Source organism: Limnohabitans sp. TS-CS-82, from assembly GCF_002943475.1.
Window position 1 is genome coordinate 137962 of the sequence record NZ_PTQX01000009.1, and the last position, 19638, is coordinate 157599.

Below are 19638 nucleotides of genomic sequence, written 5' to 3' on the forward strand. Positions count from 1 at the left end.
GAGAGGCGTCAAGCCTCGGTGGTGAACACCGTCAACACGCCGGTGTAGCCATGCAGCTCTTGGTGGGCGATCTCGCCACCGGCAAAGAAGCCCACCAACGGCACATCGCCCAAGGCGCGGCGCACGATGTGCATCTCAGCACTCGGGCCGCCAAAGTGCGGTCCGCCGCGGCCTGCGCAACTCACATAAATCGCACCAGCCATGCGCCGCGCTGGATGCGGGCTGGCCGAGGTGTCAGCGCTCAAAGCGTCGGCCAGCTCTGCCGTCATTTCTTCGGGCTCTAAGGCCTCGCGAATCTCAGCACCTATGCGCATCAAATCGGCACGCGCTGCGGCGGGGTTGCGCTGACAAAACGTCAAGCGCATGCCCGCGTCAACCGGTTGACCAATGGCCACCGCTTCTTTGCCGGGGTCAATGCCCACGATGTGGCGCACCAACACCGCCTCGTCAAACTCTCCCGTGCGCTTGATGGCGGGGTGCCCCGGCGCATCTTGCGCGGCAGAGAGACCGACCAAGGTCGCACGCACTTTGGGAATGGCCGTCTGCCGATCGGCGATATTGACTTGCAGATCGCGTTCTAAAACGGTCAAGGCTGGCTCGCCGTCCAAGGCGAGCACCAAGTTGTTTTCGGCACGGGTGATGGTGTGCACTTTGGCCACCGGCAAACAACCTTGTGTCACCCGCGAGATCATGGCCACGTCGGCATCAAACGCCACGCCACTCAGCCCACCGTGAAACACGCCCGTGGCTTTGCCTTGCCCAGCCACGTTGCCATCGCCGTTCAAGGCGAACTGCACCACTTGCGTACGGCTTGAGGCCAAGCCACCAAACACATAACCGCTGGCGGTGCGCTGGGCCAACTCGGCGATCAACTCGGGCACATCGGGCGTCTGTGCATCGGCATGCAAGAGCGCGGTGTGCGGTTCAAAACGACTGCCACGCGCACTGCCCACACCCGCATGCACAAGCGGTGCGACACCGCTGAACACACGGTAGTGCTCGGGCGCAATGTCGCACAACATCACCGACATCGCGGGCTCGTCAAAGTACTCCACGTTGTTGGCCGCAATGCCCACCCCCACGGTGCCCGACCAATCGGTCACCTCGGGCAATTCGGCGCTCAAGAACGCCAAAATTTCAGTCGCTTCAGGCGCGTAATGGTCGGTGATGTAGAGCAGCCCCAAGTGCGGGGCCGAGGCGTAATCGGGCAAGGCCATGTGCGCGCGCAATTGCGCGAGCACCAAGCCTGCGGCCATTTGCCATTGCGGATGTGTGGCGTGGCCGTAGGGAAAGAGCTTCATCGTGCGGCGGGTTTGCTGCTGCGCTTCGCGGCAGGTTTGCGCACGCGCTTGGCGGCAGGCTTGGCTTTGGGCTTAGCCTGACGTGCGGGTTGAGCGGCACCGCTGGCGTCCGCCGTTTTGTGGGCCGTGTCGTGCGCGTTGGCGCGATGCGCCATGTCGGTCATGGCGTGCTTGGCGATGGTTTGAAACTGATCGGTCAAGGCGCCCCACCAATGCGCAGGATCGACACCCGCCGCCGTTTTCTTGGCGCTGGCCCGCTTGGCTTTAGGCGCCGCCTCTGGCGCGGGGGTGGGCGCGGCTTGCGGGGCTGCTTCGGGCGCGGGCGTGAAATTGAAGGGGGACGTGAATGCAGAGGCATCAGCTTGCGGCTTGACCTTCAACGACTCCGCCAAGTCATTGAAACTCATGTTCATGCCCTTCAACGTGGCCAAGGTCATGCGCTGCACTTCCAGCGCTTGGATGGTGGCCCCGACAGCTTTGGCGTTTTGCTCCAGCCAGAACTGCACCGTCTTCAGCTCTTGAATGCGCTTCTCCAACTCTTCGGGGTCCAAGGTGGGGGCCACCCAACCCGGCGCCGCTGTCGAAGCCGCAGCGGCGGCAGCACCGCCTGGGGTGAGGTTTTTCAAAAAATCAAAGCCCGGAACGAACTTGGTGAAATCGAAACCGCTGGGTTGGGTCATGGCTGTCTCCTGTATGTGTCATCGCATTAAACCAAACCGCAAGCCACGCTTAGCTGACAAATCAATGTTTGTGGTCGCCGTGGTTGTGTTCGTTGTGCTTGTGCGTGCCGTGATCGTGGCTGGGCATCGCAGGTGGCTGCATGCCCACCAACACTTTCAGCTCAACCTTGGACTTCACGCCTTTGGCGTCTTGAAACGTCAGCGTCAGAGGAACGGTGCTGTCTTTGACCAACGGGTCCTTCAAATCCATCAACATCACATGGTAGCTACCGGGCTTCAAGGCCACGGCTTTGCCTGCGGGCAGATCAAGGCCGTTGGGCAAGGCCGCCATCTTCATCACGTCTTTGTCTATTTTCATTTCGTGAATTTCGGCCACGCCCGCAGCAGGGCTACTGACGCCCACCAGCTTGGCGTTGTCTTTGGCCGTGAGAGTCATGAATGCGCCGGTGGCTTTTTGCCCCGTGACCGTGGCGCGTGCCCACGCATCAGTGACGGTCACGTTTTGTGCGAAAGCGCTGGCAGCACAAGCAGCCGTCAAGGCTGCAGCGACAAAGTGTTTTGAGAATTTCATCAAAGTTCCTAAAAATTAATGGTGGTGATGTTCGTGTTTAGGCGCGGCTTGGACATCCAGCAACGCAGCGGGCGACTTCAACCCACGCGTGCTCGTGCCCGTTGCTGGCACCTCTGACCAGTCATTTTGACCGGTCTCGCAGGTCTGCAGTGTCTTGACCCACAGAGGTCCCACCTGATCGGGCAAGCGCCCCATGAAGGCGAATTCATCGAACTGGTCGTCGGGCAATGCCGCGTCTTTGCTGGCAGCCGTCCAACGCAACTCCACCACGTCTTCGGTCACGGTTTTTCCATGGCTGTTGTACGGCGTGGCAAGGTTGGCTTTGCGCGTGGCGATAACCCAGCCCGCTTTGGGCTGAGGCTTCGCCCCTTGAAAGCCCGCAGGCACTTGCACAATGAATGCATGGGTGGCGGAGCCACTGCAACCGTGGCCAACACGCAGGGTTGCTTTGTAATAGCTGCCTGCCACCGCTTGGGGCTCTGACAACACCACATGGGCTTGCGACGCTGGTGATGTCGCCAAAAGCCACGCACCCAAGATCAACAGGGCAGCGTTAGATTTCATAAATTAGGACCTCAAGTTGGAAAATTGCAAAATCGTCGCGGCATCTCAATCGAATTTAGCCTCGACACCCATGTAAAAAGAACGGCCATCCCCTGGGTAATAGCGTCGGCCATCCCCAGGAACCGCTGTGTAGTTGGCCGCGATGTTGGTGGTGGCAGCGTATTTTTTGTCAGTCAAATTGCGTGCATCCAAGAACCAAGACCATTTTTTGTCCAGTGCTTGACCCGCCTTGAACCCCAGCACCGCGTAGCTGTCGTTGTAGACCGTGTTGGCGTAATCCATGGGCGCTTGGCGTGGCGCCCATTCAAATTTCGGCCCCACGTAGGTCCCGGGCTTGCCACCCACCTCCACCCCAAATCGGTAGAGCACCTCACCGCGCACGATGACAGGCGGAAAGCCTGGCAACACGTTGTTGCCCATGGTCTCGTTGTCCACAAATCGGAAATCGCTGTACAGCAGCGCAATGCGGGTGTCGATAGCTTTGTCGTAAACATGGCTCACACCCAACTCGAGACCTTGGTGCCTCGTTTTGGGCACGTTGGTCGTGGTGGAGGTCGTGCAGTTCGCGTTTGAACAGGCCGTGAGAAACTCATTTTGCAAATTGGCGCGGTAGTACGTGGCATCCCAACCCAAACGGTGCGCCCCTTGCTGTGCCTCCCCGCGCGTGCCCACCTCGACCGTGGTGCCCGCTTGTGGTTTGAACGCTTGGTTCACCGTGCCTGCCGTGCCAAAAATTGGCGCTTCAAAATTGCGACTGATGCTGGCAAACACCTGCTGCGATGCCGACAGGTCGTGCGTCACACCCACGCGTGGGCTCCATTGACTGAAGGTGTAGTCGTAATTGTTGGAGGCCAATCTCGTGTCCGACACCTTGCGGTTGGCGCGGTCATATTGCAAGGCCGCTGTCCAAGTGGTGCGGTCTGACGATTTGTATTTATCCTCAATGAAGAAACTGTCGTTTTTAGACTGCTGGTCGTAATTGGAGGTCGCCGCACCGCTAGCCGCGCCTTGGTTGTTCGAGGGCTTGGATGTGCCCCGCGTCGAGCCCGTGCTGGGCAAATAAGCCACGCTGAGCTGGTGCTGCTCCAACAGACGCGTCACCTTCACATGGCCGCCAAAGGTCTTGGCGTTTTGTTCAACGATGGCGTCGATGGGGTGCCACAGGCTGTAGTTCATCGCATAGGCGGCAAACTCATACAGGGTATTGCCATCACGGACCGCGGTTTTGTTGGCCACGCGCTGGGCATCCACATCACGGCGTCGGTTGGCGTCCACGCGGTAGGGATACACCGTGCCGCCGTTGGTGGTTTGGCTGCTGGCCATAGAGGGTGTCGCCTCCAATTCCGCTTTCGTCAAATAGCCGGGCAACTGGGAGCGGCTGCGCACGGCCGCCACATAAAAACGCGACTCGATATCGCGGCTGACCTTGACCCCGACATTGCCCAACACCTTCTGATTTTCCACCTCAGCGTGCTCGCGAAAACCCTGTTGTTGAGTTTGTGAACCTGCCACGTAGTAGTCCCACAGGTTGCCATGGGTGTTTGTGGCGCTGGCTTTCGCCACACCGCCCGTGCTGCCAAACACCTTGTTGTAGCCAAAGCTACCGACCTCGGCGCGTGCCACGCTGCCAGCGCTGCTGTAACCGGTGGGTGCTACAAAGTTGATCGCTCCGCCGAGGGTGGTGGCGCCGTAAGTGGTGGCATTGGGGCCGCGCAATACTTCCACATAACGCGAGGCATTGGGGTCTACGGTTTGCATGTCAAAGAAACCATCGGCGTAGTTGATGGGCACGCCGTCTTGCATCACCTTGGTACCGAAGCTGTGATAAGTGCGGCTCAGCGCAGATCCGCGAATAGAAATACGCGCCTCTTCAGAACCAAACCGGTCTTGGATGAACACCCCAGGCGCCAGCCCCAAACTGTCGCTCCACGTCGATTGACGGCCTTCACGCACTTGGTTCAGGTCGACGATGGACGCGCCACCGGGAATGGCTTTGACGCTGTCTTTGGCGGTTTCGATGCTGCTTTGCATCAGCGAGTCCGCCTTGCCCGTGATGACCACGGTGTTCAGGGTGTTTTCTTGATTCGTTTGGGCCATCGCGCCCGTTGAGAGGGCCAGCGCTAAAGAGGTGACGAGGGGAGATAAAGCAAATTTATTCTGTTTCATGAATGACTTTCAACGCGCGCACTGCACACGGCAAACGTGGCAGCAGCGCCTCAGATATTGCGGCCCCGTGTCAGCGCAAACGCGCAGCACAAGGCCAAACCACGAGGCCAAGACTGGAAAGCCTTGACCCGCTTAGAACATCAGAGAGAAAGTGCAGGCGGCCCGCGCGAGGGCAGCGGTGGCGCGGTGACAGCGGCGATGTGCGCTGCGGCCAAGGGCTCCAGCGCATGCGCCAACGAAGAGGGCACAGGCTGGGTGAGCGAGGTGTTCAGCGCGGGCGGTGGCGCTGAGAGGGTTGCACACAAAGGGCAATCCAAGGTGTGGCTGGTGGCCGCCACATCGGCGTCATCGCCCTGCACCACCAGCTTCATGCTGCCGGTGCTGGTACACACCAAGTCCATCGCTTGCGGATTGACCATCGGCGAGGCAATGGCCACCCCGACAGACAACGCAAACCACACCAGCACGAGGCGGGTGAGGTTCAAAGCTTGTCGCAGGGTTTGCAGGTGAGGCATGGGCGCAGATTCTAGCGACGCGCGTGTCAGTGCACTTGCAGCACCCGCACGCGCCCCACATCAAACTCGGTCACGGTCGAGCCCGTGTTGCCCCATTGCTGGCGAATGTGGGTCAGCACGTCGGCCATGTCGCGGTCGCTGAGGGTGAGCACAAAGGGCGGCATGCCAAAGGGCTGCGCTTGGGCGTGGGTGACGGGCGAGAAGCCGCCGTACGTGAGGTTTTGCACCAAGTTGCTGAGCTGCGGCATGACCACAGCGCGGTTGCCCGCCAGCGGCGGGTAAGCCATGGCGCGTGTGCCGTCGGCCAGCGTGACCGCCTGCCCTTGGCCTTGATCGCCGTGACATTGCGCACACTGGTCTTTGTAAACGGCAGCGCCGTTTTGAGCGCTGCGCAAACTGACTTTGCGCGAAGGCATGGGCGCGTCCGGTTCGCTGGGTTCACGTGCGGCCACTTGCGCACGCGCTTGCAAATAGGTGGCCATGGCCTGCAAATCGGCCTCGGTCAAATGCTGGGTGCTGTTTTGCACCACCTCGGCCATGGGCCCGTTCACCCACGCTTTGGGAGCGCTGCCAGTTTTCAGCAAGCGCACGATGTCGGCCAACGGGGTGGTGGCCAGTTGGGTGTCTTGGGCGCTCAGCAGCGATGGGGCATACCAATTAGCACCGGGCATCAGGCCACCGCTCAGGTCGTCCAACTCGCCGCTGGCCCCCAAGCTGTCGCGCGGGCTGTGGCAAGCCGCGCAGTGCCCCAGGCCTTGCACCAAGTACGCGCCACGGTTCCATGCTGGCGATTGCTGTGCGTCCGCCGTGAATTGGGCCGGTTTGAAATACAGGCTGCGCCACACCGCAAACGCGGGCTGCGTGCCAAACGGCCAGCGCAACGCGTGCTCGGGCACAGCGTTGGCCACGGGAGCCAAACTTTGGAAGTAGGCAAACAGCGCATCGGCATCCGCACGGGTCACCAAGCTGGTGTGGTTGTAGGGAAAGGCAGGCGCCAGCAAGCGACCGTCTTTGGACCGGCCGTGATGCAAGGCACGCCAAAAATGCTGCGCGTTCCACGTGCCCAAACCGGTTTGCGCATCGGGCGTCAAGTTGCTGGCGTAGACCTTGCCAAAGGGCGTCTCCAGCGCACGGCCGCCCGTATAAGGCGCTTGCCCAGGCGCGGTGTGACACGACACGCAATTGCCCGCGCGGGCGAGGTAAGCGCCTTGCGCCACGCGGTCTGACACACGCTGCGCCGCATCGGCTGACGCAGCACCTAAAGAGGCAGCGTCGCGGTCAAGCTGGGCAGACGCCACGACGTGATCGCGGGTGTCTACGCCATCGCCAAAGTTGTCCCACACCACCCACGCGGTGAGCGTCACGCACACCGCCAACATCACCAGCAACACGCGCTTCATGGCTGGCCTCCGTTCAAAGGCGCACTGCCGCAGGTCCAGCCGGCTTGGGTGAGCAAATGGCCTGAGGCGGGGCGCTGTGTCCAGCTCGCGCGCAAGGTGGTCACACTCACCGGGGAGGTGTCAGCGGGTAAGGGTTGGCGAGCGAGGTATTGCGCCACAGCCATCAAATCATCTGAGTTCAAACGTTTCACCACTTGCGCCATGCAGTCGGGCGCATGGGCGCGGCGTTGGCCCGATTGCCAAGCACCGAGCTGGCCGTTCAGGTAATCCAAGGGCAAGCCCAACAAGCCCGGCACGTTGGGCGCCACGCCCGTGAGCTGCGCGCCATGACACGACGCACACGCGGGCACGCCACGTGTGGCATCGCCCTCCAAAGTGAGCGCGCGTCCAAGCGCCAGCAAAGCGGGGGGCACGCTGGCCGCGCTCAAGGCGGGTGCGGGGTAAGGCACTTTGAGGCCCGAGAAATACTGCGCCATGTCGCGCAAATAGGCCTCGGGCAAAGGCTCGATCAAGCGCGCCATCAAGTCGTATTGGCGACGGCCTTGCTGAAAGTTTTGCAGCTGGTTGAACAAATACCCCGCGGGCTTGCCCGCCAAGCGTGGGTAATAACCGTCAGGCCCCGCCTTGCCCTGCTCGCCATGGCAGTAAGTGCAGGCCCGCGTGCGCTCGGCCATGGGGGTGTCAAACGCCTGCGCGGCTGTGCTCAAAAAGCCGCACAAAGCGGCGAACCAAATCAATTTCATAGCCCCCATTCTTTCAGATGGCGCCGCGTGAGCCATGAGCCGCCAATTCAACCGGCCGTTCAGCCATTTGTTGATTTACATCAAAACTCAAAATATCGAAAAGATCATCATCAAAGTGCTAATTTAAGGAGTTTTGATGGATCAGACAGAAACCACCCGCATCAAACGCATGCTTGAAACCTTGCGTGCGAACGTGTTGGCGCGCATTGCCGAGCAACGTGGCGGCCTGCACAGCCGCGCCGAAGTGGCCGCCGAGCAATTTGCGCCCACCCAAGACTCGCATGCCCAGACCATCACCGAACACGACATCGCGCTGGCCTTGAGCGAACACGAAACCCAAGAACTAACCCACATCGACGATGCGCTGCAGCGTTTGGCCGCGGGCACCTACGGCCTATGCACCACCTGCGGCCAAGCCATTGCCACCGCTCGCCTGAAGGCGTGGCCCGACGTGGCGCGCTGCATCGGTTGCCAAGAAAAAGCCGAACACATCCACCCCTAACTCACCGTTAACCCCGAAAGCTTTGTATGACCACTTTTCACGCCGTCGTTTGGATGGATTACCAAGAAGCCCATGTGCTGATGTTTGACCGCGAACACGCCGAGGCGCAACGCATCAAATCGCGCAGCCACCACAAACACCAAGGCAAACCGCTGGATACGCCCGCGTTTTATGCCGCCATTGCCAAAGCCTTGGTCGGCACGCACGAGGTGTTGTTGACGGGCCCGGGCTTGGCGCGCAACGAATTTCGAGATTGGTGCAAGCAACACCAAACTGGCCTGCACATCATCGACAGCGTGGTCAGCGACCACCCCAGCGACGCCCAAGTGGTCGCCATGGCGCGTCAATATTTCAAAAAGTTCGATGGCATGGCGGGGAACGCGGTCACGCCATAAACCATGCGCTGACGAGGTCAAGGGCTGCTGCTATGCTTTTGGGCATGCGCAGCCTTTTTCATTTCGCCTTCAACGTCACCGATCTCAACACCGCACGCCATTTTTATGGCGACTTGCTGGGCTGTACCGAGGGCCGCAGCACCGAAACGTGGGTGGACTTTGACTTTTACGACCACCAAATCTCGCTGCACTTGGGCGAGCCTTTGAAAACCCAAAACACAGGCCATGTCGACGGCAAGTTGGTGCCCATGCCGCACTTTGGCTTGGTGCTGAATTTGCCCGACTGGCAAGCCATGGCCGAGCGGCTCAAGGCAGCGGGCACCGCCTTTGTTTTAGAACCGCATTTGCGCTTTGCCGGTCAGCCCGGCGAGCAGTGGACCATGTTCTTTCTGGACCCCTTCGGCAACCCCTTGGAAATCAAAGGGTTTGCCAATTTAGAGACGGTTTACGGCGCCTAAAGCACGCAGCGATCAGGCCTCGCCCCTGACGCTTCGACTTTGAATTACGCCTCTAGTTCGACGATCTTTTGGTCGATCGCGCCAAACACGGTTTGGCCATCTTTGCCCTTCACCTCGATGCGAATCGTGTCGCCAAACTTCATGAACTCGGTGCTGGGCTTGCCGTCCAAAATGGTTTCGATGGCGCGCTTTTCCGCGATGCAGCTGTAGCCTTTGGGCCAGTCTTTTTTGCCCTTGACCTCGATGCCTTGGTTGCTGACCGTGCCGCTGCCAATGATGGAGCCCGCCCGCACGTTGCGCGTTTTGCACAGGTGCGCAATGAGCTGCCCAAAGTGAAACGTCATGTCGGGGCCCGCATCACACATGCCGACCTTGCGGCCATTCCATGTGGACTGCACAGTGAGGTGCAAACGGCCTTTGTCCCACGCGTCGCCCAACTCATCGAGCGTTACCGCCACGGGGCTGAACGCGGTGGCGGGCTTGCTTTGCACAAAGCCAAAGCCTTTGCCCAACTCATCGGGAATCAGGTTGCGCAGCGACACATCGTTGGCGATCATGACCAAACGGATGCGACCCAGCGCTTGCTCGGGCGTAGCGCGCATGGGCACGTCGCCCGTGATGACGGCCACCTCGGCCTCAAAGTCGATGCCAAAGGCTTCGCTGGCACACACCACGTCGTCTTGGGGACCGATGAAGTCATCGCTGCCGCCTTGGTACATCAGCGGGTCGGTGTAAAAACTGGCGGGCACTTCCGAGTTGCGTGCAGCGCGCACCAGCTCCACATGGTTGATGTAAGCGGAGCCATCGGCCCACTGGTAGGCGCGGGGCAGCGGTGCCATGCACAAGGCGGGGTCGAACGGAAAGGCGTGACGGGCTTTGCCGTGGTTCAAGGTGTCGTACAGGTCTTGCAGCTGGGGGGCTAAAAAGTCCCAGTCGTCCAAGACTTGCTGCAAACGCGTGGCGATGCCCGTCGCATAATGCGCGGTGCTTAAATCACGCGACACCACCACGAGTTGGCCGTCGCGTGATCCGTCTTTGTAGGTGGCCAGTTTCATGGGTGTTGTCCTCAGGCAGAATTACGCATTGATGAATTGATTTACTTAATCATAATTCCAAATTCAACCTTGAGGCCCTTATGAAAGAACGCGCAGGCATTCAATCCGTCGAAGTTGGCTTTGCGCTGCTCGACGTGCTGGCCAAAGCAGAAGGCCCCTTGATGCTGCGCGACTTGGCCGCCGCAGCCCAAATGAGCGCCGCCAAAGCGCACCGCTATTTGGTCAGTTTTCAGCGCTTAGGGCTGGTGCAGCAAGACGGCACCAGCACCCGCTACGACCTCGGGCCCGCAGCACTTCAACTGGGCTTGGCCTCGTTGTCGCGCCTCGACCCCGTCAAACTGGCCCGCGAGCGCATGGTGCCGCTGATGGCGCAAATCGGTCACACCGTGGCCTTGGCCGTGTGGGGCAACCAAGGCCCCACCATCATCCACTGGCAAGAGTCGCCCCACGCGATGACGATTTTGCGTTTGGGCGACGTGATGCCTTTGCTCACCTCGGCCACGGGTCGTTGTTTTGCGGCCTACATGCCGAAAGACCTGACGGGTCCGATGCTGAAAACCGAAATCGCCAACGCCCAAAAAATGAAGCGCCGCGACGTGCCCACCACCCAAGCCGAGGCCAAAGCCATGTTCGACGAAGTGCGTCAACGTGGCGTCGCCCGCGTGGTGGATGCGCTGCTACCGGGCGTGGTGGGCTTTTGTGCGCCTGTGTTCGACTCGGACGGCCACTTGGTGCTGGGCATGGTGTCGCTGGGCCCCGCCTCGAACTTTGAGGCCGACTGGGACGGCGCGCCCGCCCAAGCGTTGCGTCAAGCCGCGCAAGCCTTGTCCGCCGAATTGGGGCACCACGCGGAACATCACGCGGGTTGATCTGCGGATGAATGCCACCGTGTTGACCACGCCCGCCACAACACCCCACCTCAAGCGCTCCCACGCGGTGCTGCTGGTGCTGGCTGTGTTGTTGGTGCATTGGTGGGTGCTCGCAGGCGCACCTTTGTGGTGGTCGCCCGAAAAACGTCAAACGCTGCGCCCCCAAGCCATGGTGACGCGCACGATCGAAGCCAGCACGCCACGCGCCGCGCAAGTGCCCACGGTGAAGCCCAACCGTGTAGCGCGCACGTCGCCCGATCTGCCCCAACCGCCCCAAGGCCAGCCACCGCTCGATGCCCAAGAACACCGCCCGCCCTCGTCAGCGCACGACACCTCCGAGCCAAATTCGGCCCCCTCGGCAACCGCCAAGCCCGACCTCCAGCCCTTTGCCACCCCCCATGAACTCGCCGACTTGACCGCCCCCGTCGCCCTGCCCGCCCGCAGCGCCTCGGCCGTCGATTTACCACCCTTCAAACGGGCCGCGGCCAGCGCGCCTGACACCCCGAGCTTGACCGAAGTCACCAGCTTCAAAGCCCCCGCCTCCACCGTGCTGACCTACAAAATGCAAGGCCAGTCCAAGGGGCTGACGTACTGGGCCAGCGGCGAGTTGCTGTGGCAGCAAGACGGCCAGCATTACGACGCCAAGCTGGAGGTGAGCGCCTTTTTAATCGGCACGCGCACGCAAACCAGCACCGGCACACTGGGCTCTGAAGGCTTGATGCCCACGCGCTTTGGCGACAAATCGCGCAGCGAATTGGCTGCGCATTTTCAGCGCGACAAAAACCTCATCAGCTTCAGCGCCAACACGCCCAGCGTGCCCTTGCTCAAAGGCGCGCAAGACCGTTTGAGCGTGATCATTCAACTGGGCGCGTTGCTGGCGGGCGACCCCGCGCGCTACCCGACGGGCACCATGCTGTCGTTCCAAACGGCGTCGCAACGCGAGGCCGAGGTGTGGCAATTCAGCGTGGAAAAAGAAGAAACCCTGCAACTGCCCTACGGCACCGTGGTGGCCGTCAAGCTCAACCGCAGCCCGCGCCGCGCGTTTGACCAGCGCATTGAGGTGTGGCTGGCCCCCGAATTCGGCTATTTGCCCGTGCGCCTGCGCGTCACCAACGCCAATGGCGACTGGATTGACCAGACGCTCAAAGGTGTTGAAAAGCCCAGCCCTTGAATTTGCACTTTTGAATCCGATATCCTAGGGGTGTGATTTGATTTTTCTCGAAAGACCCGCGATGGACATGCTCTACAACTCCGACACCTATTCCGTGATGCACCTGCAGGTGCAAGACGAGGCGTCGGTGCCTGTGCGCCCCGATGTGCCCGTGTTGGCCCGCCACGGCTTTGAAATTGTGGACAAGCGCACTGGCAAAGAGCTGTTCTTAGAAGGCTCGTGGGCCGAACAATTCCAAGCCCACCTGCGCGCATGGCAAGAAAACTCGCCCACCCAAGAAGAGGTGGAAGACACCTTGGCCGGCTACGCCGAGTTGGCGCAAAACCCTGTGCTGGTGCATTGAGGCCTTGCACCACCCAGCACGAGGGGCGCTTTGAGCGCCCCTTTTTCATGGGCGCACCAAATCTACAATCTGACCATGACCGCATACATCCTGAACTTGTCCTGCCCTGATCGTCAGGGCATCGTGCACGCCGTTTCTGGCTTTTTGTTGGAACGCCAAGGCAACATCGAAGAAGCCGCCCAGTACAACGACCCCGACACGGGTTTGTTCTTCATGCGCGTGCAATTTGCCTGCAGTGCCGTGGGTCAAGCTGATTTGCGCACCCAACTGGCCAAGCTCGCCGACACCTTCGGCATGAAGTGGACCCTGCACGACACCACCCAGCCCATGCGCACGGTGTTGATGGTCAGCAAAGAAGGCCATTGTTTGAACGACTTGCTGTTCCGCTGGAAAAGCGGCTTGTTGCCCTTGGACATTCGCGCCATCGTCAGCAACCACCGCGAGTTCTACCAACTCGCGGCCAGCTACAACGTGCCGTTTCACCACATTCCCGTCACAGCCGCCACCAAGGCGCAGGCGGAGGCCAAGCAGTTCGAGGTTATCGAGTCTGAAGGCGCGGAGTTGGTGGTATTGGCGCGCTACATGCAAATTTTGAGTGACGACTTGTGCAAGAAATTGGCCGGTCGCGCCATCAACATTCACCACAGCTTCTTGCCCAGCTTCAAGGGCGCCAAGCCCTATTACCAAGCCCATGACCGTGGCGTCAAGCTGATTGGCGCCACCGCCCATTACGTCACCGCCGATTTGGACGAAGGCCCCATCATTGAGCAAGACGTGGCCCGTGTGGACCACAGCAAAACCGTGGAAGACTTCACCGCCCAAGGCCGTGACACCGAGAGCCAAGTGTTGGCCCGCGCCGTCAAGTGGCACAGCGAACACCGCGTGCTGATCAACGGTCACAAGACCGTGATCTTTAAATGAGCCCAAACCGCATACCGCCCATTCAGTGCTTGCTGACATTTGAGGCCTTGGCGCGCTTGCGCTCGGTCACGCAAGCAGCCGAGGAGTTGTGCGTCACCCCCAGCGCGGTGAGCCACCGCGTGAAGCAGTTGGAGCAGTTGCTGGGCGTCAAGCTGTTTGGCCGTGCTGATTTTTCGCTGACCACCGAAGGCAGCGAGTACCTGGCCCATGTGCGCGAAGGCTTGTCTATTCTTGAGCGCTTCCCTGGCAAAGACGGCAGCACCACCAACGGCAAACGCAAACTGCGCTTGGCCGTGACGCCCACCTTTGCCCGCTCCATCTTGATGCCGCGTCTGCGCCAATTTGCCGAGGCTTACCCCGAAATTGACATCACGCTGCAAGTGAGCATCCCACTGCTGGACGTGGTGGCCGAAGACGCTGACCTGACCATTCGCTTTGGCACCGGCCGCTATGCCGACGTCGAGCATGTGTGCCTCATGAAAGACGATGTGACGCCTTTGGCCTCACCCGCCTACGTCCGCGAACACGGCCCGTTTGAGACCCCCCAAGACTTGGAAGACGCCACCTTGCTGCGCAGCCCGCTGGAGCCGTGGCGCACTTGGTTTGCCGCGCACGACCAAGACTGGCCCGAACCGATGGACGGCTCTAGCTTCAACGACATTGGGTTGATGTGCGACGCTGCCGCCCAAGGCTTGGGCGTGGGTTTGGTACGGCTGAAACTGGGCGCGCCTTGGCTGGAAAACGGCACGCTGGTGCGCATCTTCCCGCGCCAAGTGCCCAGCCCGCACGGGCATTACCTGTGTTGGCGCACGGGTGCGATGGACCGGTGGGAATGCGCGGCGTTTGCGGAGTGGCTGCAAAAGGCCGTGCCCTGAACGCAAAACCATTTCAAACGACGCTGCAACTTTCTTCACGCGGCAGCCGCACGTTTTGACTTAAAGTGAGGCGTATGAACGCCCCACTCACCCCCGACCAGCACAACAGCCTTGCCCGCGCGGAGCGCCAAGCGCAAGTCGTGCAAGCCCTGCTGCAAGTGCTGCCACAGCACGCCCTGCTCTACACCACCGAGGACACCGTGCCTTACGAGTGCGACGGCCTCACCGCCTACCGCGCCCGCCCCATGTGCGTGGCCTTGCCCGAGACGGTGGACCAAGTGCAAGCGGTGCTCAAAGCCTGCTACGCGCTCGACGTGCCCGTGGTCGCACGCGGTGCAGGCACAGGGCTATCGGGTGGCGCGATGCCGCACACCATGGGTGTGACGCTGTCGCTGGCCAAGTTCAACCAAATACTCAACATCGACCCGTTCGCTCGAACTGCGGTGGTGCAGTGCGGTGTGCGCAACCTCGCCATCAGCGAAGCGGTGTCCAAGTTTGGTTTGTATTACGCGCCCGACCCCTCCAGCCAAATTGCTTGCACCATCGGTGGCAATGTGGCCGAGAACTCGGGTGGCGTGCATTGTTTGAAATACGGCCTCACCGTGCACAACGTGCTCAAGGTAAAGGGCTTCACCATCGAGGGCGAACCCATTGAGTTTGGCGGCGACGCCCTCGACGCACCGGGTCTCGACCTGTTGCCCATCGTCGTGGGCAGCGAAGGCATGTTGGCGGTGACGACCGAAGTGACCGTCAAGCTCGTGCCCAAGCCCCAATTGGCGCGCTGCATCATGGCCAGCTTTGACGATGTGCGCAAAGCGGGCGACGCCGTGGCTGCAGTGATTGCCGCAGGCATCATCCCCGCAGGTTTAGAGATGATGGACGGCCCCATGACCGCCGCTGTGGAAGACTTTGTCCACGCCGACTACGACCTGAGCGCCGCCGCGATTTTGCTGTGCGAGAGCGATGGCACACCTGAAGAAGTGGAAGAAGAAATTGGCCGCATGAGCGAAGTGCTGCGCGGCTGTGGCGCGACCGCCATCACGGTGAGCCGCGACGAAGCGCAACGCATGAAGTTTTGGAGCGGACGCAAAAACGCGTTCCCCGCCTCGGGACGCATCAGCCCCGACTACATGTGCATGGACAGCACCATCCCGCGCAAGCGCTTGGCCGACATTTTGGAAGCCATCAGCGAGATGGAAAAGAAATACCAGCTGCGCTGCTTGAACGTGTTCCATGCAGGCGATGGCAACTTGCACCCGCTGATTCTGTTTGATGCAAACGATCCCGACCAAATGCACCGCTGCGAACAGTTTGGCGCCGACATTTTGGAAACCAGCGTGGCCATGGGCGGCACGGTCACGGGCGAGCACGGCGTGGGCATCGAGAAGGTGAACAGCATGTGCGTGCAGTTCAGCGCCGAAGAAAACGAACAGATGTTTGGCGTCAAGCGCGCCTTTGACAGCAAGGGTTTACTCAACCCCGGCAAGGTCATCCCCACCCTGCACCGCTGCGCCGAGTACGGCAAGATGTTGGTGCGTGCGGGGCAGATTAAGCATCCGGATTTGCCGCGGTTTTAAACGCACACACCGGCGCACAAGCGCTGGTGTGTCGCCACTTAGGCAGCCAACAAAGTACAACGCTGGATCTTCGCCAAGGCCTCGCCCATAGACTGGCGAGCAATCGCCATGTCGTAGTTGGTTTGGCCGCGCAGCCACCAACCATCGCTCAAACCAAAGTAACGGCACAAACGCAAATCTGTATCGGCAGTAATTGACCGCTTGCCCGCCACAATTTCACCAATGCGCTGTGCAGGCACACCAATTTCCTTGGCGAGTCGATATTTGCTCAAACCCAAGGGTTTTAGGAATTCTTCTTCCAGCATTTCGCCGGGGGTAACGGGTGCAACTTTTCTCATGTCATTTCACCTCAGTGGTAGTCCACGATTTCCACATCAAATGCGCCTTCAGCGCCCCACTTAAAACAAACGCGCCATTGGTCGCTGATACGGATGCTGTACTGGCCTTTTCGATTGCCTTTGAGCGCCTCAAGTCTGTTTCCAGGTGGCGCACGCAAATCATCCAAAACGCTTGACCAATCTAGTTGCTCTAACTTGCGCAAAGCCGACCGCTCGATGTTGGCCCAACGCGCCATGCGTTTGCCATCAAATAGCTACGAAAATCAAGCGGCGTAAGTCCGCCCACCAAAAATCGCCGTCCCCACCCTCACCATCGTGCTGCCCGCGTGGACGGCGGCTTCTAAGTCGCCGGTCATGCCCATCGACAGGGTGTCGAACTGGGGCAGGTTCAATGCGGCTTTCACCCCGTCAAACAAAGCGCGCGCTTTGGCATGCAACGCCACTTGCGCGTCAAAGCCCGCCACGGGGTCTGGGATGGTCATGAGGCCGCGCAATAGCAAGCGGGGCAGCTTGGCCACTTCAGCGGCCAGCGCCAGCACGTCGGCGGGGGCGATGCCTGATTTGGTTTCACCGCCGTCAATGTTCACTTGCAAACACACGTTCAGTGGCGCGAGGTGTGCAGGGCGTTGGTCGCATAAACGCTGCGCGATTTTGAGGCGGTCTACCGTGTGTGCCCAATCGAAGTGCTCGGCCACGAGCTTGGTTTTGTTGCTTTGCATGGGGCCAATGCAGTGCCACACCAACGGGGGTGCGACACCTTGCAAAGCGGTGATTTTGTCTACCCCTTCTTGGATGTAGTTTTCTCCAAAATCGCGCTGACCACAGGCGGCCACTTGGCGCACATCGTCGGCGCTGAAGGTTTTGGAGACGGCCAGCAATTGCACCGCATCGACGCTGCGGCCACTGGCCACGCAGGCCGCCGCGATGCGCGCTTGCACAGCGCTGAGCTTGTCGCGCAACGGGTTGTCTGTATCTGTGTTTTTCATCTTGGGTCAACTTTAACAAGGAGCCCTGCATGTCATCCACCGCTTCGCCTCTGAACGCACTGCTGCACCTCGCCGTGGCGCAACACGCGTCTGATTTGCACCTGTCTGCGGGGCTACCGCCCATGGCCCGCGTGCTGGGCGCATTGATACCACTTGGCAGCGGTGCAGCGTTGGCCGACGCAACCACCTCATTGCAGCCGCACACCTCCCCATCGCCACAGACAAGCACAGCGCCACTCACGCACAAGGCCTTGCTCGCCCTGTTGACGCCGCTGATGGACGCCCCCGCACAAGCCCGCTTCGCCCAAGGGCACGAGGTGGACTTTGCGTTTGCCGTCGAGGGCCTAGGCCGCTTCAGAGCCAATGCTTTTATGCAACAACACGGCTGCGGCGCTGTGCTGCGGCACATTCCCCAACACACGCCCACGCTAGACGCTTTGCAAACGCCACGGGTGCTGCCTGAGTTGTTAAAGCAAGTCGGCTTGCTGCTGGTCACCGGCCCCACGGGCTCGGGCAAGTCCACAACCTTGGCCGCGATGGTGCAACACCTGAACACCACGACGCAGCAGCACATCGTGACGCTGGAAGACCCGATTGAGTTTGTGCACACCTCGGCGCAATGCGTCATTACCCAGCGCGAAATGGGCACACACAGCCACAGTTTTGCGCACGCCTTACGCGCCGCTTTACGCGAAGACCCAGACGTGATTTTGGTGGGCGAGTTGCGCGACCTCGACACCATCCGCTTGGCCCTCACCGCCGCAGAAACCGGCCACTTGGTGCTGGCCAGTTTGCACACACGCAGCGCGGCAGCGAGTGTGGACCGCATCGTCGATGTGTTTGACGCGCATGAAAAGGCGTTGGTCCGCACGCAACTCAGCGAGGCTTTGATCGGGGTGATCACGCAAACCCTGTGCCCCGCAGCGCCGCAACAAACAGGCGCAGCCCCATCCGCCCGATGTGCTGTGTTTGAAACCTTGGTGGCCACCACGGCCATTCGCAACCTCATTCGCGAAGGCAAAACCGCGCAGATGCAAAGCGCGCAGCAAACGGGCGCGGCGCACGGCATGCAAACCATGGCGCAAGCGCTTCAAGAGGCGCGTGCCAACGGGCGAATGGCACCAGCCTAGTGCCCCCGTTGACTCAGGTGACAGCGCAGGGCTCACACAGCCCCTATGATTCAGCGCAATTCCAACCCCAGCTCTGAACGAAAAAACCATGTCCAGCATCAACGCCAAAACTTACGAATCTGCCCCCTCCACACCCGTTGCCTTCATCGGCATGGGCGTGATGGGCTACCCCATGGCAGGCCACTTGGCCAGCGCCGGTCACGCGGTGACCGTGTACAACCGCTCGCCCGCCAAAGCACAGGCTTGGGTGGCCGAGTTTGCCAACAGCAAAGCGCCCAAAAGCGCCTTGACGCCCCGCGAAGCTGCCAAAGGCGCACGCATCGTGTTTTGCTGCGTGGGCAATGACGACGACTTGCGCTCGGTCATCTACGGTGCCGACGGCGCCTTGGCGGGCATGGAGCCCGGCACGATCTTGGTGGACCACACCACCGCCTCGGCCGATGTGGCCCGCGAGATTTATGCAGCGGCTAAAAACCTCGGCATCCACTTCATCGACGCGCCCGTGTCGGGCGGTCAAGGTGGCGCGCAAAACGGCCTGTTGACCGTCATGTGCGGTGGCGACGCAGCCGTGTTTGAGCAAGTCAAACCCGTGGCCATGGCGTTCTCACGCGCGTTCACATTGATGGGCGAGCCAGGCGCGGGCCAGCTCACCAAGATGGTGAACCAGATCTGCATCGCGGGCTTGGTGCAAGGCTTGAGCGAGGCCATCGCCTTCGGTTCTAAAGCGGGCCTCGACATGAACTTGGTGCTCGACGTGATTGGCAAAGGCGCCGCGCAAAGCTGGCAACTCGACAACCGTGGCAAAACCATGGTGGCCGACAAGTTCGATTTCGGTTTTGCCGTCGACTGGATGCGCAAAGACTTAGGCTTGGTGTTTGACGAAGCCCAGCGCAACGGTGCCGTGTTGCCGGTCACAAAAATGGTGGACCAGTTCTACGGTGAAGTTCAGCAAATGGGCGGCAACCGTTGGGACACCTCCAGCCTGATCAAGCGCTTGAAATAAACGCTGGGCCCCCAAACAAAAGCCGCGCAGTTCTTGGCGAACTGCGCGGCTTTTTTGTGCCGCCATGCACACCTC

General features: G+C 60.6%; 23 protein-coding genes. 11 read left to right on the forward strand and 12 right to left on the reverse strand.

All coding sequences use genetic code 11. The annotated features are described in order from the left end of the window. Positions 1 to 8: 8 nt before the first annotated feature. From C5F52_RS17875 to C5F52_RS17910, 8 genes are all read right to left on the reverse strand, one after another. The gene (locus C5F52_RS17875) at positions 9 to 1301 is read right to left on the reverse strand and encodes an FIST N-terminal domain-containing protein (protein ID WP_104799715.1); all 1293 of its coding nucleotides are present in this window, start codon (positions 1299 to 1301) and stop codon (positions 9 to 11) included. Beyond that, positions 1298 to 1981 (reverse strand): PhaM family polyhydroxyalkanoate granule multifunctional regulatory protein, encoded by a 684-nt coding sequence (locus C5F52_RS17880; RefSeq protein ID WP_104799716.1) that lies wholly within the window; start codon positions 1979 to 1981, stop codon positions 1298 to 1300. Before C5F52_RS17880 ends, C5F52_RS17875 begins: the two co-directional genes overlap by 4 nt. A gap of 61 nt (positions 1982 to 2042) precedes the next feature. Beyond that, complete coding sequence (locus C5F52_RS17885; RefSeq protein ID WP_104799717.1) at positions 2043 to 2552, reverse strand: copper chaperone PCu(A)C; 510 nt, start codon at positions 2550 to 2552, stop codon at positions 2043 to 2045. 15 nt (positions 2553 to 2567) lie between these two features. Beyond that, on the reverse strand, positions 2568 to 3116 hold the full coding sequence (locus tag C5F52_RS17890) for a YcnI family protein (RefSeq protein ID WP_104799718.1): 549 nt from the start codon (positions 3114 to 3116) through the stop codon (positions 2568 to 2570). Positions 3117 to 3161: 45 nt separating this feature from the next. Next, on the reverse strand, positions 3162 to 5282 hold the full coding sequence (locus C5F52_RS17895; RefSeq protein WP_104799719.1) for a TonB-dependent receptor: 2121 nt from the start codon (positions 5280 to 5282) through the stop codon (positions 3162 to 3164). Between the two features lie 140 nt (positions 5283 to 5422). After that, positions 5423 to 5797, reverse strand: coding sequence for a DUF2946 family protein (locus C5F52_RS17900; RefSeq protein ID WP_104799720.1), 375 nt, complete (start codon positions 5795 to 5797; stop codon positions 5423 to 5425). Between the two features lie 26 nt (positions 5798 to 5823). Then, positions 5824 to 7197, reverse strand: a complete 1374-nt coding sequence (locus C5F52_RS17905) for a c-type cytochrome (RefSeq protein ID WP_104799721.1) — start codon at positions 7195 to 7197, stop codon at positions 5824 to 5826. Continuing rightward, positions 7194 to 7940, reverse strand: a complete 747-nt coding sequence (locus C5F52_RS17910; RefSeq protein WP_236657909.1) for a c-type cytochrome — start codon at positions 7938 to 7940, stop codon at positions 7194 to 7196. The genes C5F52_RS17905 and C5F52_RS17910 overlap by 4 nt, the downstream gene beginning before the upstream one ends. A 136-nt stretch (positions 7941 to 8076) precedes the next feature. On the opposite strand from C5F52_RS17910, the gene C5F52_RS17915 reads away from it, so the two are divergent. From C5F52_RS17915 to C5F52_RS17925, 3 genes are read left to right on the forward strand one after another with little or no spacing between them, the layout of a single operon-like run. Continuing rightward, positions 8077 to 8442, forward strand: coding sequence for a TraR/DksA family transcriptional regulator (locus tag C5F52_RS17915; protein ID WP_236657910.1), 366 nt, complete (start codon positions 8077 to 8079; stop codon positions 8440 to 8442). A gap of 26 nt (positions 8443 to 8468) precedes the next feature. Continuing rightward, positions 8469 to 8837, forward strand: coding sequence for a hypothetical protein (locus tag C5F52_RS17920; RefSeq protein ID WP_104799722.1), 369 nt, complete (start codon positions 8469 to 8471; stop codon positions 8835 to 8837). Between the two features lie 44 nt (positions 8838 to 8881). Then, positions 8882 to 9295, forward strand: a complete 414-nt coding sequence (locus C5F52_RS17925) for a VOC family protein (RefSeq protein ID WP_104799723.1) — start codon at positions 8882 to 8884, stop codon at positions 9293 to 9295. Positions 9296 to 9339: 44 nt separating this feature from the next. Here the strand turns inward: C5F52_RS17925 and C5F52_RS17930 are convergent, their stop codons facing one another. Beyond that, complete coding sequence (locus C5F52_RS17930; RefSeq protein ID WP_104799724.1) at positions 9340 to 10350, reverse strand: fumarylacetoacetate hydrolase family protein; 1011 nt, start codon at positions 10348 to 10350, stop codon at positions 9340 to 9342. 80 nt (positions 10351 to 10430) lie between these two features. Between C5F52_RS17930 and C5F52_RS17935 the strand changes: the two genes are divergently transcribed. The 6 genes from C5F52_RS17935 (at position 10431) to C5F52_RS17960 (ending at position 16106) form a co-directional block, all read left to right on the forward strand. Further along, on the forward strand, positions 10431 to 11219 hold the full coding sequence (locus C5F52_RS17935) for an IclR family transcriptional regulator (protein ID WP_104799725.1): 789 nt from the start codon (positions 10431 to 10433) through the stop codon (positions 11217 to 11219). 7 nt (positions 11220 to 11226) lie between these two features. Then, positions 11227 to 12390, forward strand: a complete 1164-nt coding sequence (locus tag C5F52_RS17940; RefSeq protein ID WP_104799726.1) for a DUF3108 domain-containing protein — start codon at positions 11227 to 11229, stop codon at positions 12388 to 12390. Between the two features lie 61 nt (positions 12391 to 12451). Beyond that, on the forward strand, positions 12452 to 12733 hold the full coding sequence (locus C5F52_RS17945; RefSeq protein ID WP_104799727.1) for a DUF3567 domain-containing protein: 282 nt from the start codon (positions 12452 to 12454) through the stop codon (positions 12731 to 12733). Positions 12734 to 12808: 75 nt separating this feature from the next. Then, complete coding sequence (gene purU / locus C5F52_RS17950; RefSeq protein ID WP_104799728.1) at positions 12809 to 13654, forward strand: formyltetrahydrofolate deformylase; 846 nt, start codon at positions 12809 to 12811, stop codon at positions 13652 to 13654. Further along, a complete protein-coding gene (locus C5F52_RS17955) occupies positions 13651 to 14529 on the forward strand; it encodes a LysR substrate-binding domain-containing protein (RefSeq protein ID WP_104799729.1) in 879 nt (292 codons plus the stop codon). The genes purU and C5F52_RS17955 overlap by 4 nt, the downstream gene beginning before the upstream one ends. Before the next feature lie 74 nt (positions 14530 to 14603). Next, complete coding sequence (locus C5F52_RS17960; RefSeq protein ID WP_104799730.1) at positions 14604 to 16106, forward strand: FAD-linked oxidase C-terminal domain-containing protein; 1503 nt, start codon at positions 14604 to 14606, stop codon at positions 16104 to 16106. A gap of 38 nt (positions 16107 to 16144) precedes the next feature. On the opposite strand, the gene C5F52_RS17965 is transcribed toward C5F52_RS17960, so the two are convergent. From C5F52_RS17965 to C5F52_RS17975, 3 genes are read right to left on the reverse strand one after another with little or no spacing between them, the layout of a single operon-like run. After that, positions 16145 to 16444, reverse strand: coding sequence for a HigA family addiction module antitoxin (locus tag C5F52_RS17965; RefSeq protein ID WP_104799731.1), 300 nt, complete (start codon positions 16442 to 16444; stop codon positions 16145 to 16147). Positions 16445 to 16455: 11 nt separating this feature from the next. After that, positions 16456 to 16680, reverse strand: coding sequence for a type II toxin-antitoxin system RelE/ParE family toxin (locus tag C5F52_RS17970; RefSeq protein WP_104799732.1), 225 nt, complete (start codon positions 16678 to 16680; stop codon positions 16456 to 16458). Positions 16681 to 16707: 27 nt separating this feature from the next. Further along, positions 16708 to 17430 (reverse strand): YggS family pyridoxal phosphate-dependent enzyme, encoded by a 723-nt coding sequence (locus tag C5F52_RS17975; RefSeq protein WP_104799733.1) that lies wholly within the window; start codon positions 17428 to 17430, stop codon positions 16708 to 16710. 29 nt (positions 17431 to 17459) lie between these two features. Here C5F52_RS17975 and C5F52_RS17980 point away from each other — a divergent pair, with 29 nt between their 5' ends. Both C5F52_RS17980 and C5F52_RS17985 read left to right on the forward strand, forming a co-directional pair. Next, on the forward strand, positions 17460 to 18560 hold the full coding sequence (locus tag C5F52_RS17980) for a type IV pilus twitching motility protein PilT (RefSeq protein WP_104799734.1): 1101 nt from the start codon (positions 17460 to 17462) through the stop codon (positions 18558 to 18560). A gap of 88 nt (positions 18561 to 18648) precedes the next feature. Continuing rightward, positions 18649 to 19563: an NAD(P)-dependent oxidoreductase gene (locus C5F52_RS17985; protein WP_104799735.1), complete on the forward strand. Its 915-nt coding sequence runs from the start codon at positions 18649 to 18651 to the stop codon at positions 19561 to 19563. Positions 19564 to 19638 lie beyond the last annotated feature (75 nt).